Origin of the sequence: Aeromonas sp. s3 (genome assembly GCF_040907805.1) — a bacterium.
In the GTDB taxonomy this organism is placed as follows: domain Bacteria; phylum Pseudomonadota; class Gammaproteobacteria; order Enterobacterales; family Aeromonadaceae; genus Aeromonas; species Aeromonas dhakensis.
The window spans coordinates 391,145-408,768 of the sequence record NZ_JBFOCQ010000027.1 but is presented as its reverse complement, the minus strand read 5'-3'; the positions used below and the strand labels follow the sequence as shown (position 1 = coordinate 408,768).

The 17,624-nt window shown below is 63.6% G+C and carries 16 protein-coding genes; 13 read left to right on the top strand and 3 right to left on the bottom strand.

Annotated elements, in window-relative coordinates; all coding sequences use genetic code 11:
- Positions 1-62: 62 nt before the first annotated feature.
- Positions 63-1,160, bottom strand: a complete 1,098-nt coding sequence (locus tag AB5Y98_RS14860; protein ID WP_005308064.1) for a calcium:proton antiporter — start codon at positions 1,158-1,160, stop codon at positions 63-65.
- Positions 1,161-1,380: 220 nt separating this feature from the next.
- Positions 1,381-2,916, bottom strand: a complete 1,536-nt coding sequence (locus AB5Y98_RS14855; RefSeq protein WP_010635386.1) for an EAL domain-containing protein — start codon at positions 2,914-2,916, stop codon at positions 1,381-1,383.
- Positions 2,917-3,463: 547 nt separating this feature from the next.
- On the opposite strand from AB5Y98_RS14855, the gene AB5Y98_RS14850 reads away from it, so the two are divergent.
- Entirely contained in the window at positions 3,464-5,392 is a 1,929-nt protein-coding gene (locus AB5Y98_RS14850) for an RNase E specificity factor CsrD (RefSeq protein ID WP_368232178.1), read from the top strand.
- An 89-nt stretch (positions 5,393-5,481) separates the two neighbouring features.
- Here the strand turns inward: AB5Y98_RS14850 and AB5Y98_RS14845 are convergent, their stop codons facing one another.
- Entirely contained in the window at positions 5,482-6,429 is a 948-nt protein-coding gene (locus AB5Y98_RS14845) for a 1-aminocyclopropane-1-carboxylate deaminase/D-cysteine desulfhydrase (RefSeq protein ID WP_026141208.1), read from the bottom strand.
- Between the two features lie 69 nt (positions 6,430-6,498).
- On the opposite strand from AB5Y98_RS14845, the gene mshI reads away from it, so the two are divergent.
- The 12 genes from mshI to AB5Y98_RS14785 all read left to right on the top strand — a co-directional run bounded on the left by mshI (position 6,499) and on the right by AB5Y98_RS14785 (position 17,615).
- A complete protein-coding gene (gene mshI, locus AB5Y98_RS14840; protein WP_368232177.1) occupies positions 6,499-7,362 on the top strand; it encodes an MSHA fimbrial biogenesis protein MshI in 864 nt (287 codons plus the stop codon).
- A complete protein-coding gene (locus tag AB5Y98_RS14835) occupies positions 7,362-7,955 on the top strand; it encodes a PilN domain-containing protein (RefSeq protein ID WP_017785708.1) in 594 nt (197 codons plus the stop codon). Before mshI ends, AB5Y98_RS14835 begins: the two co-directional genes overlap by 1 nt.
- Positions 7,955-8,602, top strand: a complete 648-nt coding sequence (locus tag AB5Y98_RS14830) for an MSHA biogenesis protein MshJ (RefSeq protein ID WP_017764687.1) — start codon at positions 7,955-7,957, stop codon at positions 8,600-8,602. The genes AB5Y98_RS14835 and AB5Y98_RS14830 overlap by 1 nt, the downstream gene beginning before the upstream one ends.
- Complete coding sequence (locus tag AB5Y98_RS14825) at positions 8,595-8,921, top strand: MSHA biogenesis protein MshK (protein WP_336291477.1); 327 nt, start codon at positions 8,595-8,597, stop codon at positions 8,919-8,921. The genes AB5Y98_RS14830 and AB5Y98_RS14825 overlap by 8 nt, the downstream gene beginning before the upstream one ends.
- A gap of 70 nt (positions 8,922-8,991) precedes the next feature.
- Positions 8,992-10,722 (top strand): pilus (MSHA type) biogenesis protein MshL, encoded by a 1,731-nt coding sequence (mshL, locus tag AB5Y98_RS14820; RefSeq protein ID WP_368232176.1) that lies wholly within the window; start codon positions 8,992-8,994, stop codon positions 10,720-10,722.
- Between the two features lie 92 nt (positions 10,723-10,814).
- Positions 10,815-11,705, top strand: a complete 891-nt coding sequence (gene mshM, locus AB5Y98_RS14815) for an MSHA fimbrial biogenesis protein MshM (RefSeq protein ID WP_368232175.1) — start codon at positions 10,815-10,817, stop codon at positions 11,703-11,705.
- Positions 11,702-12,787 carry a tetratricopeptide repeat protein gene (locus AB5Y98_RS14810; protein ID WP_260752340.1) on the top strand — a complete coding sequence of 362 codons (1,086 nt, stop codon included), beginning with the start codon at positions 11,702-11,704 and terminating at the stop codon, positions 12,785-12,787. Before mshM ends, AB5Y98_RS14810 begins: the two co-directional genes overlap by 4 nt.
- A gap of 32 nt (positions 12,788-12,819) precedes the next feature.
- The gene (gene mshE, locus AB5Y98_RS14805) at positions 12,820-14,529 is read left to right on the top strand and encodes a GspE/PulE family protein (RefSeq protein WP_211049242.1); all 1,710 of its coding nucleotides are present in this window, start codon (positions 12,820-12,822) and stop codon (positions 14,527-14,529) included.
- Positions 14,530-14,582: 53 nt separating this feature from the next.
- Complete coding sequence (gene mshG, locus AB5Y98_RS14800; protein ID WP_010635376.1) at positions 14,583-15,803, top strand: MSHA fimbrial biogenesis protein MshG; 1,221 nt, start codon at positions 14,583-14,585, stop codon at positions 15,801-15,803.
- Between the two features lie 119 nt (positions 15,804-15,922).
- A complete protein-coding gene (locus AB5Y98_RS14795) occupies positions 15,923-16,384 on the top strand; it encodes a hypothetical protein (protein WP_017785702.1) in 462 nt (153 codons plus the stop codon).
- 77 nt (positions 16,385-16,461) lie between these two features.
- On the top strand, positions 16,462-17,133 hold the full coding sequence (mshB, locus tag AB5Y98_RS14790; RefSeq protein ID WP_005308090.1) for an MSHA fimbrial major subunit MshB: 672 nt from the start codon (positions 16,462-16,464) through the stop codon (positions 17,131-17,133).
- Positions 17,134-17,147: 14 nt separating this feature from the next.
- Complete coding sequence (locus tag AB5Y98_RS14785) at positions 17,148-17,615, top strand: prepilin-type N-terminal cleavage/methylation domain-containing protein (protein ID WP_005308091.1); 468 nt, start codon at positions 17,148-17,150, stop codon at positions 17,613-17,615.
- Positions 17,616-17,624: the final 9 nt, after the last annotated feature.

The following is a 17,624-nucleotide window of genomic DNA, read 5'->3' as shown; positions in this document are numbered from 1 at the left end:
GCCCATGACAAAAGACCGCCCATCGGGCGGTCTTTTCGTTGCTGGGGTTGATGATTCAGCGGTTATTCGTGCTCGAACATCAGGAACAGGTAGACCACGAACAACACCAGGTGGGTAGCCCCGTGCAGCGCATTGGTGCGGCCGCTGCTGAAGGTCACCTTGCACACCATGAGGGTGGTGATGAGCAGCACCATGTCGGCGGCGGAGAGGCCCAGACGCACCTCCTGCCCCAGCATGGCGCCGATGAACAGCACCGCGGGCACTGTGAGGGCGATGGTGGCCAGCACAGAGCCGAAGTAGAGGTTCATGGCCCGCTGCAGCTGATTGTTGAAGGCCGCCTTGATGGCGCCGACCGCCTCGGGGGCCAGCACGATACAGGCGACGATGAAGCCCCCCAGCGCCGGCGGCGCCGCCAGCACCTTGACCCCGTGGTTGATGGGAATGGCGAGGGTCTTGGCCAGCAGGATCACCACCACCAGATAGGCGAGCAGCAACAGGGTGTGGTAGACGTTGCTCTGCAGCGGGCCGTGGTGTTCTTCGTAATCCTCGTGATCGCTGTCGATGAAGAAGTGGCTGTGGCTGCGGGTCTGGATCAGCAGGAAGACGCCGTAGAGCAGCACCGAGATGATGATCAGCATCCAGGACATGGCGCTCGACATGCTGCCGATGTTGCCCCCTTCGGTGAAGTTGGGCAGCACCAGGCAGAGCAGCGCCAGCGGAATGATGGCCACCAGATAAGATTTGACCCCGTCCAGATTGAAGCTCTGGGTGTGGTAGCGCCAGCCGCCAAACAGCAGGGTGAAGCCCACCAGGCCGTTGGTCACCAGCATCACCACCGCAAACATGGTGTCGCGGGCCATCACCGGATTGGGTTCGCCGGTCAGCATGACCGAGGAGATCATCACCACCTCCAGCGAGATGACCGACAGGGTCAGGATCAGGGTGCCGAAGGGTTCGCCCAGCTTGATGGCGAGGGCATCGGAGTGGCGCACCACCGAGAAGATGGCCCAGGTGACGATGGCAAGCAGCACAGCCGACACCGGAAGATAGATCCCGAGCGGAGTTGTCTCTGTCAGCAGGTCGCTACCGAGCGTCTTGAAGAAGAGCAGGGTGAGCAGGCCGACGGGCAGGGCAATCTCTTGCCGGATAAATGACTTCATAGGCAGTGGTTCTCATCTCGGGGCGGCGTGAGCCGACGGGTATGGAGCAGGATGGCATGTCACCGCAGTGACGGCCCTGCCAATGATAAAGGCTGTTGTCCGCGCAAGGAAAAAACATTTTGTTGCAAGATATGAGGGGAGCCGCATCCTCACCCGCTGCCAGTACAGAGTCGTGCTCGCCTGTGCGGTCGAGGGGGCGGTCGAGAGGGCAGAGGCTGGCTCAGCGCTCGCCCCCGTGGTTCTGGTACCAGGCCAGCAGCCAGATCTTCAGCTTGGTCAGGGCCATGGGCGGGGCATAGACGTAACCCTGGATCAGGTGCACGCCGTGCTGGTCCAGATATTCCACCTGATCCTGGCGTTCGACCCCCTCGGCAATCATCTCCATGCCCGACTCGCGGCCAAAGGCGATGGTGGCATCCAGCACGCTGCGCTTGAGATCGTCTGTGCCTATGGTGTCGACGAACATCTTGTCGATCTTGATCTGGCGGATGCCGAGTCGCTGCAGGTAGGCGAAGCCGCCGTAACCGGTGCCGAAGTCATCCAGCTTGAAGTGGTAGCCCCGCTGCTGCAGGGCGCCGATCTCGGCGCTCGCCGTCTCGATGTCGGTGATGGGCTTGCGCTCGGTCAGCTCGAAGGTGAGCTGGGCGGGAGAGGGCCAGCCGTGGCGCAGCAGCAGATTGCGCAGGTGCGGTTGTTCCAGGTGAGAGGCCACTATGTTGACGCTGACCCACTGGCCGGGGATGAGCTTGGGCAGGTCGGCGATGACTTTTTCCAGCAGCTGGCTGGTCATGGGCAGGATCAGCTCCTGCTCTTCTGCATAGTCGATGAAGGCCCCTGGCGGGATCAGGCCGCCGCCCCGCTGCCAGCGCAGCAGCGCCTCGAATCCCACCACCTGCTGGCTGCGGCTGTCCACCACGGGTTGGTAGAAGGGCACGAACTCCCGCCGCGCCAGCCCGGCCTGCAACAATCCCTTGAGCGAGCGCCGGTAGTTGCGCAGCCCCCAGTAGGCCGCGACCAGCAGGGCCCCGACGGCGGCGCCGCACCAGAGCCCGTAGTAGCGGGCCTGCTGCAGGGCGTACTGCTCGAGCGCCCGGCCCGCCCACAGGGTCTGCCGGATCTGCTCGTGGGGATCGAGAAAACTGAGGCTGAGGCTTTGACTGCCTGCCTCCTCCTTGATGGCGCTGTCGCCGCGGGGGAAGGTCGGGCTGGAGCCCCCCGGTTGCAGCTGGCTGAATTCGAGGTAGAAGCAGTTGGCGCAGGGATATTGCAGCAGGGCGTGGCTCCAGCTGTTGCTCAGCACCCAGTAGACTATGTTGCCGCCGCTGCGGTAGTAGGCGACTATCTCCTGTTCGGTGTTGAAGCGGGCCTGGGTGGCCGCGATCCCGAAAGCATCCTGATTGGGGTAGGGGGGCAGCTCGGCCAGGGTGAAGGGCAGATCCATCCCCAGGCTGGAACAGCCGCCACCGGAGGCGAGCAGCAGCCCCTGGATGCGGATGTGTTCGTTGTAAAAACGGGGGGCCCGCAGCAACGCCATGTCCTGCTCGCCGCAGTCAAAATGGAACTGCACCAGCTGGTTGCGGATGCTCTCGTCCAGTACCTGATGGCGCTCCACCAGGGCGGCATTGATCTCCTCTTTCTTCTTCTGCAGCAGCTGGTGGGCCAGGGTGCCGCCGAGCAGCTGGCTGAGGGGCAGACTGGCCAGCAGCGGCAGGCAGAACAGCAACAGAGTGAGCCAGAGTGGGGAGATGGTTCGCAAGGGGCACCTGCCTGATGGGCGAATAGGATGCATATGAGTGGCATCATCATAGTGCATTAGCTGCATCGATTTGAGCGGAGGCGATCACACTTGTGTCGTAGATTTATAATCTGCTGATAAATAATGGTTTTATAAAATCGGCTGCTGAAGATTCAATCGCTGACCTGTCATAAATGACAATTGTCCAGCTTATCTGAAGTGGCTAGAGTAGCCGTGCGGTTTGACTCACCGTGTGTTCAATACTCCTGTATCTGTTTTTTTGTCAGTAGCACAGAGTGTTAGTTTTGATATGAGTGTTTCTTTTGGTCCCCTCTGCGGGACCATTTTTCTGCCTGTCATTCGGCCATGGCCCTGAGCCCAGCCTCTCTTTCTCTTCCTTGATCCTCCTTTTTTGGCCGCCACCCTGTCCGGGGCTTGGTGTTCTCGCACCTGTTTGGGTATGCTCGCCCGCTTAATTCCAGAAGCGGGATCTTCGTCCATAGGCGCGCTTCAAGGTTGGCTGATACGATGAAGCCACATGGAAGTTGTCGGGCATACGGAAAGGTACATGAAACTGACCACCCAGCTTGTCTCGTTTATTACCCTGTGCGTCATCGCGGCCATGGCCATGGTGCTGCTTGGCGGGGTGTTCAGCTTTCGCGAGCTGGGCATGGAGCTGCAGCAGAAGAAGGTCAACTCCCTGGTGGAGATCATCGACAAGCAGCTGGAGATCGCCGACGATCATCAGGATCTCACCCGCTGGCTGCCGACCCTGCTGCGCTCGGCCCACGTGGTTGAGCTGGAGATCCGCCAGAACAAGCAGCGGATCTACTGGTTTCGCGACGTGCAGCAGCCGACCGACGAGAGCCTGCTGATCCCCTATCACCAGGCCATTCCCCATCAACCCGACATGCAGGCCGACTTCAAGCTGGAGCGACCGTTCAAGGAGTTCGAGTACTCCATCAAGGCCATGTCCGGCATCTCTCTGGGCATCTTCATCGTGGTGTTCGGTCTCTGGTACTCCATCCGCTGGCTGCGTTTGCAACTGCGCGGGGCCGAGCTGCTGGCAGAGCGGGCCCAGCTGATCCTGGACGGCAAGCTGACCAAGCTGGCCCACGATCCGGCCGACGAGTGGCCGCAGTCCGCCAGCCAGGCCCTCGATTATCTGCTGGCCGAGCTGGCGGATGCCCGCAAGGAGCGCAGCCGCTTCGACAACTTCATCCGCAGCAACGCCTTCGTCGACAAGCTGACCGGCATCGGCAACCGGCTGTTCTTCGACAACCGGCTGGAGAGCGCCATCATGGAGGCGAGCGTGATGAGTGGCGGCGTGCTGCTGATCGAGCTGGCCGGGCTGGAGGAGCTGGATCCCGAGCTGAACGGCCGCCAGAGCCAGGATCTGCTGATGGAGGCGAGCGCCTCCATCGCCGCCTTCGTGCGCAAGCACAACGGTGCCCTGCAAGCCCGCTATGCCGGCCAGGTGTTTGCGGTGCTGCTGCCCAACATGTCGGAGAGCGAGATGGTGGATGCCGCCGGCCAGCTGCACAAGAGCCTGCAGCGACTGCACTGGCCCGAGGCGGTCAATGCCGACACCGCCGTCTATCTGGGAGCGGTCTGCTATCAGGCGCAGGATTCCCTGCTCAAGGTGCAGGAGGAAGCGGAGCTGGCACTCAAGAGTGCGCAACTGCAGGGTCACACCGGCTGGTTCCTCTACGAGAAGCAGCTGGACGAGGAGCAGAGCAGTAAGGGCACGGTGCGCTGGCGCACCCTGATCGGCCGGCGCATCGAAGAGCACGGCATCGACTTCTACGTGCAGCCGGTGCAGCAGGAGCGGGATCAGGTGGTGCTGCAGCAGGATCTGCTGATCCGGATCCACGACGAGCAGGGACGGGAACTGCAGGCCGGCGTCTTCATGCCGATGGCGGAGAAGGCGGGGCTGCTGCTGCCGCTGGATCGGCTGGTGGCACAGCAGACCCTCGCCCTGTTGCGTCAGCGCTCCGAGCAGAGCTGCCCCATCAGCCTGACCCTCTGCGCCCAGAGCCTGCTGCACCGGGAGTTCCAGCGCTGGCTGTTCTTCGATCTGTTCCAGCTGCCGCGCAGCACCAACGAGCGGCTGATCCTGCAACTCTCCGAGGCCCAGGTGACCCGCCACTACGAGGCGCTCAAGCGGCCGCTGCGGGCGCTGCGCATGCTGGGCTGCCAGCTGGCCATCGATCATGCCGGCCAGGATGTGGTGAGCACTCAGTACATCAAGGAGTTCGAGATCAACTTCCTCAAGCTGCACCCCAGCCTGGTGCGCGAGATCCACACCCGCCAGGTCAACCAGATGGCGGTGCGCAGCCTGGTGGGGGGCTGTGCCAATACCCGCACCCGGGTCATCGCCGTGGGGGTGGAGAGTGGCGACGAGTGGAAGATGCTGCGCCACCTCGGAGTGCACGCCGGGCAGGGCCCCTGGTTTGCCGAGCCACAGCGGCTGGTGCTGGAACCGGCCGGCGCCTGACGGAGGCAAGAGAGGGTCGCCCGGGCGACCCTCTCTTTTTTTGTGGTCAAGAGCGGTGGTTCAGCGCCTGCGCCGCGCCCGACCGTCCATCACAGGCGCCCCTGCTCTCTCAGCCCCGCCAGCCCCTGCATGCCGCCGGTGTGGATGAAGACGATCTTGCTGCCGCGCGGGATGCGACCGGCCGCCAGTTCGCGAAACAGCCCCCACATCGCCTTGCCGCTGTAGATGGGCTCAAGTGGCAGACCAGTCTCGGCGCTGAAGGACTGCACCCACTGCCAGAGCGCCGGAGTGAATTTGGCATAGCCGCCGTCGTGGTGATCCAGCGCGATCCGCCAGCCGGGCGTGTCGGCGGCGGCCGGGTGGAGGCGGCGCACTTCGTTGGCGATGAAGCTGCCCCCCTTGAGCACGGCGATGGCGAGGATCTGTTCCGGATCCCGCTTGCCGGCGATGAGCCCGGCCAGGGTGCCGCCGCTGGCACAGGGCAGCACCCAGAGATCCGGCGAGAAGGGCACCTCGTCGACCAGCTCGGCCACCCCGGGGATGGCCAGCGGGCTGCTGCCCCCCTCCGGCACTATCAGGGTCTCTTCATCCTGGAATTGGTCCAGCCAGGCGGGATCCTGCCGCCGCCGGTAGCTCTGGCGGTCGACAAAAATGAGATCCATGCCCCAGCCTTTCGCCGCGCTCAGGGTGGCGTTGCTGACGGCCTCCGGTTCCCCGCGTATGATGCCGGTAGTACGCAGGCCAGATTGGCACCCGGCCGCCGCCAGGGCATGGATATGATTGGAGTAGGCGCCGCCAAACGAGAGCAGATGGCGCTTGCCTTGCTCCTCGGCATACCGCAGGTGGTACTTGAGCTTGCGCCACTTGTTGCCCGAGATGGCGGGGTGGATCAGATCGTCCCGTTTGCACCAGAGCTGGACATCATGGGCGTTCAACAGCGGGTGCGAGACAGCGTGCAGCGGCGAGGGCAGCAGGGCCGGTTGCAACGGCAACGACAAGCCGGATTGGGGCTGGGGTGGCAATGAGTAATCCGTCATTTATCTGGAGGCTAATGCTCTGTTTATGCTAAGGTTTAATCCATTTTTGGCGGCCAGGTGCGGGTTTCAATGAAACAACTTTTCAGACGTTCGACCCCGGGCGGGCAGGTGGGACTCCTGTTGGCCGGCGATCGGATCATGCTGGCTTCGCTCGGCAACCCACCCATCTTCGCCACCCGCGCCATCAACGGCCCGCAAGAGTGGTCTCAGGCCATGGGCGAGCTGTTCAGCCGCCACGGCCTCGCCAAGTCTAAGGTGCGAGTCGCCCTCGCGGCCAGCCTTTATCAACAGGTCCAGATCGACAAGCCGGCGGTGCCCGATGCCGAAATGGCCGGCGCCCTGCCCTGGGCGGTCAAGGATTACGTCAACGAGCCCGTGCTGCAGCTCGCCATGGATTATGTGGACCTGCCCACCCCGCCGGCCGGCCGGCCGCGCATCAACGTGATCTGCGTGCCCAAGGCCCGGGTGCAGCAGCTGGCGGATGCGGTCAATCAGGTGGCTACCCTGGAGTCCATCGTCAGCGATGAGCTGGCGATGACCGCCCTCTACGAGCCGGATCAGACGGTACGCATGCTGCTGTGGCAGCCGAAGGGGCAGGACCTGCAGTTGTTGGTGTTCCATCAGGGGGGGCTCTGCTTCTCCCGTCAGTTGCGTGGTTTCACGGCCCTCGCCGGCGAGCACGAGCCGGACGCCATGCTGCTCGACTCGCTGGCGCTGGAGATCCAGCGCTCCCTCGATTACCTGGCGGGCCAGCTCAAGCTGCCGGAACTCGGGCAGATGCAGCTCGCCATCGCCTCACCTTTCATCGGTACCCTGGTGCGTCACATGGAGCAGACCTTCGGTTTTGCCGTCTCCGCCATGGCCAACAAGGCGATCCTGTCTGGAGTCGAATATCTCTCGGCCTATGCAGCGGCTCTGGGGGAGGATGCCTGATGAAGCGTCAGATCAATCTCTACGGTGCCGAGTTTCGGCCCAGACGGCAGTGGGCCAGCCTCAACCAGATGGCGCTGGTGTGGGGCGCTTGCGTGCTGGTGCTGCTGTGCGCAGCCGCCGTCATCGGCTGGCAGCAGCACGGGGTCGAGCGCGAGCTGGCCCAACTGCGGGCTGAACTGGAGGTCAAACGCGGCGAGGCGCAGCGGCTGGATGCCGAGCTGGCCCGCCACCAGGCCGATGGCCTGCTGCAGCAACAGCTTGTTACCAGGCAGGAGGAGCTGACCGCCAAGCAGGGCCTGATCAGGCAGCTGGGCAGCCTGGCGCTGCAAAAATCCAGGGGCTATGCCGGGCTGATGGCCGATCTCTCCCGTATCCGGGATCCGCAGCTCTCCTTGCAGCGGATCGAGATCGCCGACGGGCGTGTCAACCTGTCCGGCTTTGCCGGGCGCAGTCAGGACGTGCCGGCCTGGGTCAACCGTTTCAAGCAGACCCCCAGTCTGGCGGGCAAGCAGTTTGGTGAATTGACCTTGAGCCGCGACAAGGAGGGCCGTCTGGCCTTCCAGCTCAGCGGCATCGAACGGGAGAAGCCCTGATGAGCCTGAAAGCGCAGTGGCAGGCCTGGGCGGACAAGCTGGCCGCCCTCAGCCAGCGTGAGCGGGTGCTGATCATGCTGACCGGTGTGGTGCTGGTCGGTGCCATCGCTACCTATGGCTGGCTGGATGCCGCCGTCGTGCGGCTGGAGCAGGATCGGCTGGCGCTGAGCTCTGCCCAGCGGGATCTGGAGATCATGGATCTCGAGAACCAGGGCAAGCAGGCCAGGCTGGCGCGGGATCCGGATCAAAACGTGCGCACCCAGCTGGCTGGCGTGGATGAGGAGATCGGCAAGCTGGATGCGGCGCTCAAGGCCCAGACGGTGGATCTGATCCAGGCCCACGAGATGCCGGAGGTGCTGGAGGCGCTGCTGTCGCGCTCCGCCAATCTGCACATGGTGGCGCTCACTTCGCTGGCGCCCGAGCCGCTGATGGCGGGCGAGCAGCGCATAAACCTGTTCAAGCACGGCATCCGCCTCAAGCTGGAGGGCGGCTATTTCGACGTCTACCAGTACCTCAAGGCGCTGGAGGCGCTGCCGCGCCACTTCTACTGGAAGCAGTTTGACTATCAGGTGCAGGAGCACCCCAGGGCCGTGGTGGAGATGGAGATCTACACCCTCAGCACCAGCAAGGAGTTCATTCGTGGCTAGATGGTTTCCCCTGTGGGCGTGTCTGTTCACCCTGCTGGCCCAGGCACAGACCGAGGTGTTGCAGGATCCCACCGCTCCCTTGAGCGGCGTCACCGGTGGCGCCAGTGCGACCGGTTCCCGCGAGGCCGGTCTGCCCAGGCTGCAGAGCATCATGCTGGGCAACGGCCCGGCGCTGGCGGTGCTCAACGGCAGCAGCTATCGGGTCGGCCAGCAGGTCGAGGGCTATCGCGTGGTGGCCATCAGTGCAGATGCCGTGGTGCTGGAGAAGGGGGGCAAGCGCCTGTCGCTGACCCTGTTTGCCAGCAAGATCCGCATCTGAACGCGCTCCGTCCGGGATGGGCGGGGCCAGGTTTGTCGAGTTTAATTGCAAGTCAGGGCGCACTAATTACATGAAAAAACATCATCTCTGCCTGATTTCCGTGGCCGTGCTGACGGCAGGCTGTACCAGCTACCGCCACCCAGAACCCGTGCAGGCCAAGGACGCGCTTCGGCACGCCATGACCGAGCAGAGCAAGGCCGGTGCATTGACCAGCGTACCCAAGTCGGTACAGAGCGAACTGCTGCAACTGAACCGCCCGCCCCAGGCCATCAGCATGCCGGAGCCCAGGCTGCGCATCGCCGCGCACGACGTGGATGCGGTGGAATTTTTCGGCTCTCTGTTCAAGGGCTCCCGCTACAGCGTGGCGGTGCATCCCGGGGTGGTCGGCCAGATCTCGGTCGAGCTCAAGGACGTGACCCTGACCGAAGTGCTGGCGGTGGTGGGGGACATGTACGGCTTCGACGTGCAGCGCAAGGGCAACGTGTTTCACGTCTACCCGGCCGGGTTGCGTACCGAGACCATTCCGGTCAACTACCTGATGATGTCCCGACGCGGCCTCTCCCGTACCTCGGTCAGCACCGGCGGGGTGGCCTCTAACGACAGCAACAGCAGCAATAACAACAACTTAGATAACGCCAACGGCAGTACCAACAACAACACCAGCAACCGCTCCTCCAATGGCGGCTCGGGCAGTGACGGCAACGGCACCCGCATCGAGACCGACACCAACAGCGACTACTGGACCGATCTGCGCGACACCCTGCAGACCCTGGTCGGCAGCGGTGACGGTCGCGCCGTCATCACCAGCCCGCAGGCGGGTCTGGTCACCGTCCGGGCCTATCCGAAGGAGCTCAAGGCGGTGCGCGAGTTCCTCAACCAGTCTGAGAGTCATCTCAAGCGCCAGGTGGTGCTGGAGGCGCGGATCCTGGAGGTGGCCCTCAGCGAAGGCTACGAGCAGGGGGTGGACTGGAGCGGATTGACGGCCAGCTGGGATGGCAACAAGGGTATTCCGACGGTGGCTCAGCCCATCCTGACTGCTCCGGGCAGCGACCCTGCGTACAAGCTGTTGAACGGTGCCGGTTCGCTGGGAACCAGCCTGGTGGGCGCAACAAACCCGATTTTCAAGGCAATTGGTGGCGGTGCCGGTTTTACCATCACGGATGGCAACTTCAACGTGGCGGTCAACCTGCTCAAGACCCAGGGGGATGTGAATACCCTCTCCAGCCCGCGGGTGACGGCGACCAACAACCAGAAGGCGGTGATCAAGGTGGGGTCCGACGAGTATTTCGTCACCAACGCCTCCACCACGACCACCACCTCAGGGACATCGGCACCGATAGTCACGCCCAATGTAGAGCTGACCCCCTTCTTCTCCGGCATCGCGCTGGATGTGACGCCGCAGATCGACGAAGAGGGCAAGGTGCTGCTGCATATCCACCCCTCCGTCATCGACACCGAAGAGCAGAAGAAAACCATCGATGTCGGCACGGCGGATCCCTTGGTCCTGCCGCTGGCCAGGAGCTCGATCCGCGAGTCCGATACCGTGGTGCAGGCCAACAACGGCGACATCATTGTCATCGGCGGCCTGATGAAGACCGACAAGCAGGAGATCGTCAGCAAGGTACCGCTGCTGGGGGACATTCCCTGGGTCGGCGAGGCCTTCACCAACCGGCGCGAAAGCACCAAGAAGGTGGAGCTGGTGATCCTGCTCAAACCGACCGTGGTGGAGAAGGACACCTGGCAGAACGAACTGCAGCGCTCCTCCGAACTGCTCGACAAATGGTATCCCCCCAAGGGTTGATGGCATGAACGCGTATCAGGCTCTGTCCCCTGATCTGGTGCTGGCGGGTGGTCTGTTGCAGACCATCCGGCCTTGGCATGGGAGCTGACGACATGTACCTGAACCACTTCGGGTTGCAGGAGGCCCCCTTCGGCCTCACCCCCAACACCGGTTTCTATTACGGGCTGCCTCCGCATGAGGAGGCGCTGCAGGTGCTCAACTGGGCGCTGGCACAGGGGGAGGGCTTCATCAAGGTGACCGGCGAAGTCGGCACCGGCAAGACCCTGCTCTGTCGCAAGCTGCTGAGCGAACTGGGCTCCGAGGAGCGGCCGGTGCGTCTGGCCTGGCTGCCCAATCCCCATCTCACGCCGGCCGAGCTGCGCATCGCCCTGGCGCTGGAGCTGGGGTTGTCGGTGCGGGATCAGAGCGAGCTGGATCTGACCGATCGCATCCATCGCCACCTCATCAGTCTGCATCGGCAGGGGAGCCGGGTGGTGGTGCTGATCGACGAGGCGCAGGCGCTGCCGGACGAGACGCTGGAGGCGATCCGGCTGTTCGGCAACCTGGAGACCGAATCGAGCAAGCTGCTGCAGATAGTGCTGTTCGGCCAGCCCGAGCTGGACGCCAGGCTGGCCAAGCCTCATCTGCGCCAGCTGCGCCAGCGGATCGGCTTCTCCTACTGCCTGCGGCCGCTGCGTTTCGATGAAACCCGGGCCTACCTGGAGCACAGATTGCAGATTTCCGGTTATCGCGGGGCCCCGCTGTTTGGCGGCCGGGCGCTGCGCCAGCTGTGGCGCGCCTCGCGCGGCATTCCGCGACTCATCAACATACTGGCCCAGAAGTGTCTGATGCTGGCCTATGGCCAGGGGGCGCGCCAGATCGACTGCCGGCTGGTGCGGCTGGCCGTGCGCGACACCGATGACGCCCGCCGCTTCGTGCCGCGGCGCTGGTGGCCATTCGTGCTGCTGCTGGGCTGCGCCCTCGCCTATGGAGTCTGGCAATGAGCGTGATCAATCAGATGCTCAAGGATCTGGAACAGCGCCAGCAGGTGGGCGAGGGGGCCGTCTATGTGCCTCCCGTGCGCCAGCAGGGCTGGTGGATGTTGCTGCTGACCCTGATCTGCGGGCTGGCCCTCGGCATTCTGGGCTGGCGCACCTGGATCTACTGGCAGCAGAGCCAGCGGGTCGCTGAAGTTCGCCAGCTGCAGACGACCGGCGAGCCCAAACCGGACGCTGTTGCCCACGCCGTGCCCGCTCTTGTGCCGGCCAGTGCAGAACAGGAGCCGGTGGATCAGGTGGTGGCGCTGCCGACCCCGCGTCAGCTTGCTCCATCACCGGCCGCCGAGCCGCAACAGGCGCCGGAAGAGGCAGCCGTAGCTGCCATCGACGAGGAGGGGCCGAGCGATGAGGAGCTGCAACCCGACCTCTATGCCGAACTGACGGCGGAGCAGGAGGCCCCCGTGACCGCGCCGCGCAAGCCCGGCGTGCTCAAGATAGAGACGGTCAACCTCTCCGAGGCCGAACTGGCCACCCTGGCCGAGCGCAAGGCCACCACCGCCATGGCCAAGGGGCAGCTGCGCGATGCCCAGGACAACTACTATCAGGTGCTGGCCCACGACCCGCACAATCAGGGGGCGCGCGAACAGCTGGCGGGTCTGCTCTACGGCGAGGGGCGGCTGAGCGAGGCGAGCCAGCTGCTGGAGGAGGGGCTCAGGCTCGATCCGGGGCAGGCGGATTTTCGGCTGTTGTTGGCGCGGCTCGCCATCAGTGGCGGTGATCAGCGCAAGGCGCTGGATTGGCTGACCGGCTACCGACCGGATCTCGCCAGCAATCTGGACTATTACGCCACCTGGGCCGGGCTCAGCCAGGAGCTGGGCCAGCACACCGAGGCGGCGGATCTCTATGTGAAATTGTTGCGCCAGCAGCCGGATCAAGGCCGCTGGTGGCTCGGGCTCGGCGTGGCCGAGGATGGGCAGGGCCACAGCCAGCGGGCGCTGGACGCTTATCGCAATGCCCAGTTGCACGGCAACCTGGGCGAGGCCTCGACCAGCTGGCTTGAACAGCGTATTGCCCAGCTCGCCCCCTGACGGGCGGCCGGGATCACTTTTTTGGAGTTTGCATGGCACAACCCAGACTGAAAATGCGCCTCGGCGACCTGCTGGTACAGGAACAGATCATCTCGGATGATCAGCTGCAGCTCGCCCTGCAGCAGCAGCGTCAGACCGGCCGCAAGCTGGGCACCACCCTGATCGATCTCGGCTTCATCAGCGAGGTGCAGCTGCTGCAGTTCCTCGCCCGCCAGCTGGACGTGCCCTTCTTCGATCTCAACAACCTCACCATAGATGCATCGGCGGTGCCGCTGCTGCCGGAAGTGCAGGCGCGCCGCTACCGGGCGCTGGCGGTCAACCTCACCGACAACAGGGTAACGGTGGCCATGTCGGATCCGGCGGACCTGAGCGCCCTTGACGCCATCGCCGCCTTGCTCAGTCCCCGCGAGATGGTGCTGGCGGTGGCCCGGGAAGGGCAGCTGCTGGAGTATTTCGACCGCCTCTATCGCCGCACCCGCGAAATAGAGAGCTTCGCCGAGCAGCTGCACGAAGAGTATCAGGACGCCGGCTTTGAGCTCGGCTCCAGCAATCTGGGGGCCGGTGACGAGGGGGAGGCGACGGTGGCCAAGCTGCTGCGCTCCCTGTTCGAGGACGCGGTGCAGGTGGGGGCTTCTGATATTCACATCGAGCCTGACGAGAAGGTGCTGCGCATTCGCCAGCGCATCGACGGCATCCTGCACGAGAACATATTGAGCGAGGTGCGCATCGCCCAGGCGCTGGTGCTGCGCCTCAAGCTGGTGGCCGGCCTCGACATCTCCGAGAAGCGGCTGCCGCAGGATGGCCGCTTTAACATGAAGGTGCGCGGCCGCGACGTGGATGTGCGGATGTCGACCATGCCGGTGCAGTACGGCGAATCCGTGGTGATGCGGCTGCTGGATCAATCCTCCGGCATCCTGTCGCTGACCGAGACCGGCATGCCGCCGGAGATCCTGACCCGCTTCCGGCGTCAGCTCAAGCGACCCCACGGCATGATCCTGGTGACGGGGCCCACCGGCAGTGGCAAGACTACCACCCTCTATGGCGCCCTCTCCGAGCTCAACCAGGCCAGCCAGAAGATCATCACGGTGGAAGACCCGGTGGAATACCGGCTGCCCAGGGTCAATCAGGTGCAGGTCAATCCCAAGATCGGGCTTACCTTCTCCCACGTGCTGCGCTCCACCCTGCGCCAGGACCCGGACATATTGCTGGTGGGGGAGATGCGGGACAACGAAACGGTGGAGATCGGCCTGCGCGGTGCCATCACCGGCCACCTGGTGCTGACCACGTTGCACACCAACGACGCCGTCACCAGCGCCCTGCGCCTCATCGACATGGGGGCGCCCGGTTATCTGGTGGCGAGCGCGCTGCGGGCGGTGGTGGCCCAGCGGCTGGTGCGGCGGGTGTGCGAGCACTGCGTGGAGGAGAAGGCGCCGGACGAGGGCCAGGCCACCTGGCTGACCGTACTCTCCGGCGAAACGCCGGGCCAGCACGTCTACCACAAGGGACGCGGCTGCCAGAGCTGCAACTTCACCGGCTACGCTGGCCGGATCGGGGTGTACGAGCTGCTGGAGCTGGATCAGCCCATGATGGATGCCCTGCGCCGCAACGATGCCGAGGGCTTCGCCAGGGCAGCGCGGGAGCACGAGCACTACCGGCCGCTGGCCCTGACGGCGCTCGATTATGCCCGTCAGGGGATCACCTCGGTGGACGAGGTGCTGAGACTGGCCGAGGATCTGGGGTAAGTGATGACCAACTTCATCGGCAGTGAACGGGGCTGGCTGGCGCGAGGCACCCCATGAGCAGCTTCGCCTACAAGGGGCGCGACAGCCAGGGCAATGCCGTCAGCGGCGTGGTGGACGCGGCCAACGAGATGGCCGCGGCCGAGCAGCTGATGCGTCGCGGCGTGATGCCCACCGAGTTGAAACCCGGCAAGGCGAAGGCGGCCGCCCTCGACTGGTCCCTGTTGCTGGAGCGGGGCGTGCGGCTGGACGAGCTGGTGGTGTTCAGCCGCCAGATGTATGCCCTGACCCGGGCCGGCATCCCCATCCTGCGCGCCATCGCCGGGCTGGAGGAGAGTGCCCACAGCAAGCCGCTCAAGCGGGCGCTGCACGCGCTGGGAGAGGATCTGGGCAACGGCCGGCCGCTGTCGAGTTCGATGCAGGCCCATCCCAGGGTGTTCAGCAGCCTGTTCGTGGCCATCATCCACGTGGGGGAGAACACGGGTCAGCTGGAAGAGGCGTTCTTGCAACTGGCCAACTATTTTGAGCTGGAGCTGGAAACCCGCAAGCGGATCAAGACCGCCATGCGCTACCCCAGCTTCGTGCTGATTGCCATCGGCATCGCCATGGTAATCCTCAACATCATGGTGATTCCGGTCTTTGCCGGCATGTTCGCCAAATTTGGCGTCGAGCTGCCGCTGGCGACCCGGATCCTGCTCGCCACCTCCCACTTCTTCGTGCACTACTGGTGGGTGATGCTCGGCGTGCTGCTGGCCATGGTGTTCGGCTGGCGGCACTGGGTCAGCACGGTCAAGGGCAAGCTGACCTGGCACAGATGGCAGCTCAAGTTGCCCATTGTTGGCACCATCATAGAGCGCTCCCTGCTGGCCCGCTTCGCCCGCAGCTTCTCCATGATGCTCAAGGCCGGGGTGCCGCTCAACACGGCGCTGAGCCTGGTGGCCGACGCGGTGGACAACGCGCACATGGCGGGGCGGATCCGCGACATGCGGGCCGGCATCGAGCGGGGCGAGAGCCTGCTGCGCACCGCCGGGGCCAGCGGCCTGTTTACCCCGCTGGTGATGCAGATGATCGCGGTGGGGGAAGAGACCGGCCAGGTCGATGATCTGCTGCACGAGGCGGCCGAGTATTACGAGCGGGAGGTGGATTATGACCTCAAGAGCCTCACCGCCCGGATCGAGCCGATCCTGATCGGGATCGTGGCGGTCATGGTATTGATCCTGGCACTGGGTATCTTTACGCCGATGTGGGACATGATGCGGGCCGTACGCGGCAAATAGCCGGTATCTTTACCGTCACTGCGGGGCATGGTGTGCGCCGTACGTGGCAAATAACCGGTCAACGAGGCGGGATATGATGCGGGCGGTGTGGATAAGCGGCAGAGTGTGGAGCGAGACGGGTGAGTCGACAGTCACAACAGGATGAGCACTGGCTGGGAGGCTATCGGCGGCTGGCCGCGGTGATCCTGTTGCTGATCATAGTGGCGACCCTGGCCCGGAGCTATCTTGTCCACCGGGAGGAGGCGCTGGCCGTCAGCCTGACCCTGCTGGGGGAGCAGTTTGCCGAGCGAGCCCAGCGCCTGCACGGACTCTGGCTCGAGCAGCGACGACCGGCCCTGTTGCACGTCGACGGGGTGGCCTGGCAGTTTGATGCGCGGGGTTGGCCGCTGGGTAGCGGTGACCCGCTGACGCCCTCCGAGCATTGCCGCTGGCTGTGGGATCGGCTCATCGGCGCAACGGCCTCGACCCAGCCGCCGGTGCAGGCCCTGGCGAGCCAGGATGGCACCGGATGTGAGTTCGGCTTGGAACCTAATTGGCTGATTTATCACTTTTCTGACGGCAGAGTGCTGGAGAAGCCCTGAATGAGGCTTTTTTTGCGAGCCAGCTAAATGATTTTTTTGTATCTACATGAAATAATGTGGGTTATTACGGAGGGTTCATGACAACAACGCGACTGGTTCCAAAATATGCCGGTGTGGCGAGCCCCCATCGGGCAGCGGGTTTCTCGTTGATCGAATTGGTGATCGTCATCGTCATCCTGGGGATCCTGGCGGTGACGGCCTTGCCCCGTTTTCTCGATGTCACGGACGAAGCCAAGAAAGCCAGCGTGGAGGGGGTCTCCGGCGGTTTTGCTACTGGCGTGTCGCTGGTGCGGGCCCAGTGGGAGGCCGAAGGGCGCGCCAAGCAGGACAGCCTCAATACCGTGCTCTATGACGGCTCCCGCTTCTACCTGACCACGCCGACCGATACCCAGGTCAGCAATGGCGAGCTGTCGCCCGGCTACCCCATGGATACCTCGGCGGGCGGTGGCATCGACGTGGATCCGGCCAACCTGACGGCCCCGCGCTGTCTCAAGATTTGGGAGGGTCTGCTGCAGAACCCGCCCAAGGCTACCACCAGCTTCAGCGAGGTGCGTGGTAGTGGCAATGACCTGAAATACTATGTCAGTGTGACCAATAACGGCCTGGACTCGGTCTGCCGCTACTATCTGGTCAATAGTTTGAGTAAGGGTAGTGATGGCAAGTATCAGGATCCGCAAGGCAGTACTGATGCATTCATGAGTTTCAGTTACCGTCCGGCTTCCGGTCAGGTGACCACCAACATTAATTGACAGAGGAAAACAAGATGAAAAAACAGGCGGGTTTTACCCTGATCGAACTGGTCATCGTGATCATCATTCTGGGTATCCTGGCAGTGACCGCTGCACCCAAGTTCCTGAATCTGCAGGATGATGCCAGAACGTCCACCTTGAAAGGTGTTGCTGGTTCCTTGAACTCTGCTGGTGCCATGGTTTACAGCAAGTCAGTTCTCAAAGGGAAAGACAAAGAAAGCACTGCTTACGACCTGGATCTGGGCAATGGAAAAACAGTTTCTACGCTGTTTGGCTACCCGGTTGCGACCTCTGCTGCGCTGTCAACTGTTGTTGAGTTGAATAGTACTGAATGGGCGTTTTCCGCACCGACTGGTTCTAGTCCTGCCGCCATCAAAATTTTCCCGAATGGCGTATCTACCACTTCTACCACTTGCTTCGTGACTTACACCGAGGCAACGTCGACTTCAGTACCGACAGCGGTGACCACTGACTGCAATTAATACAATGTT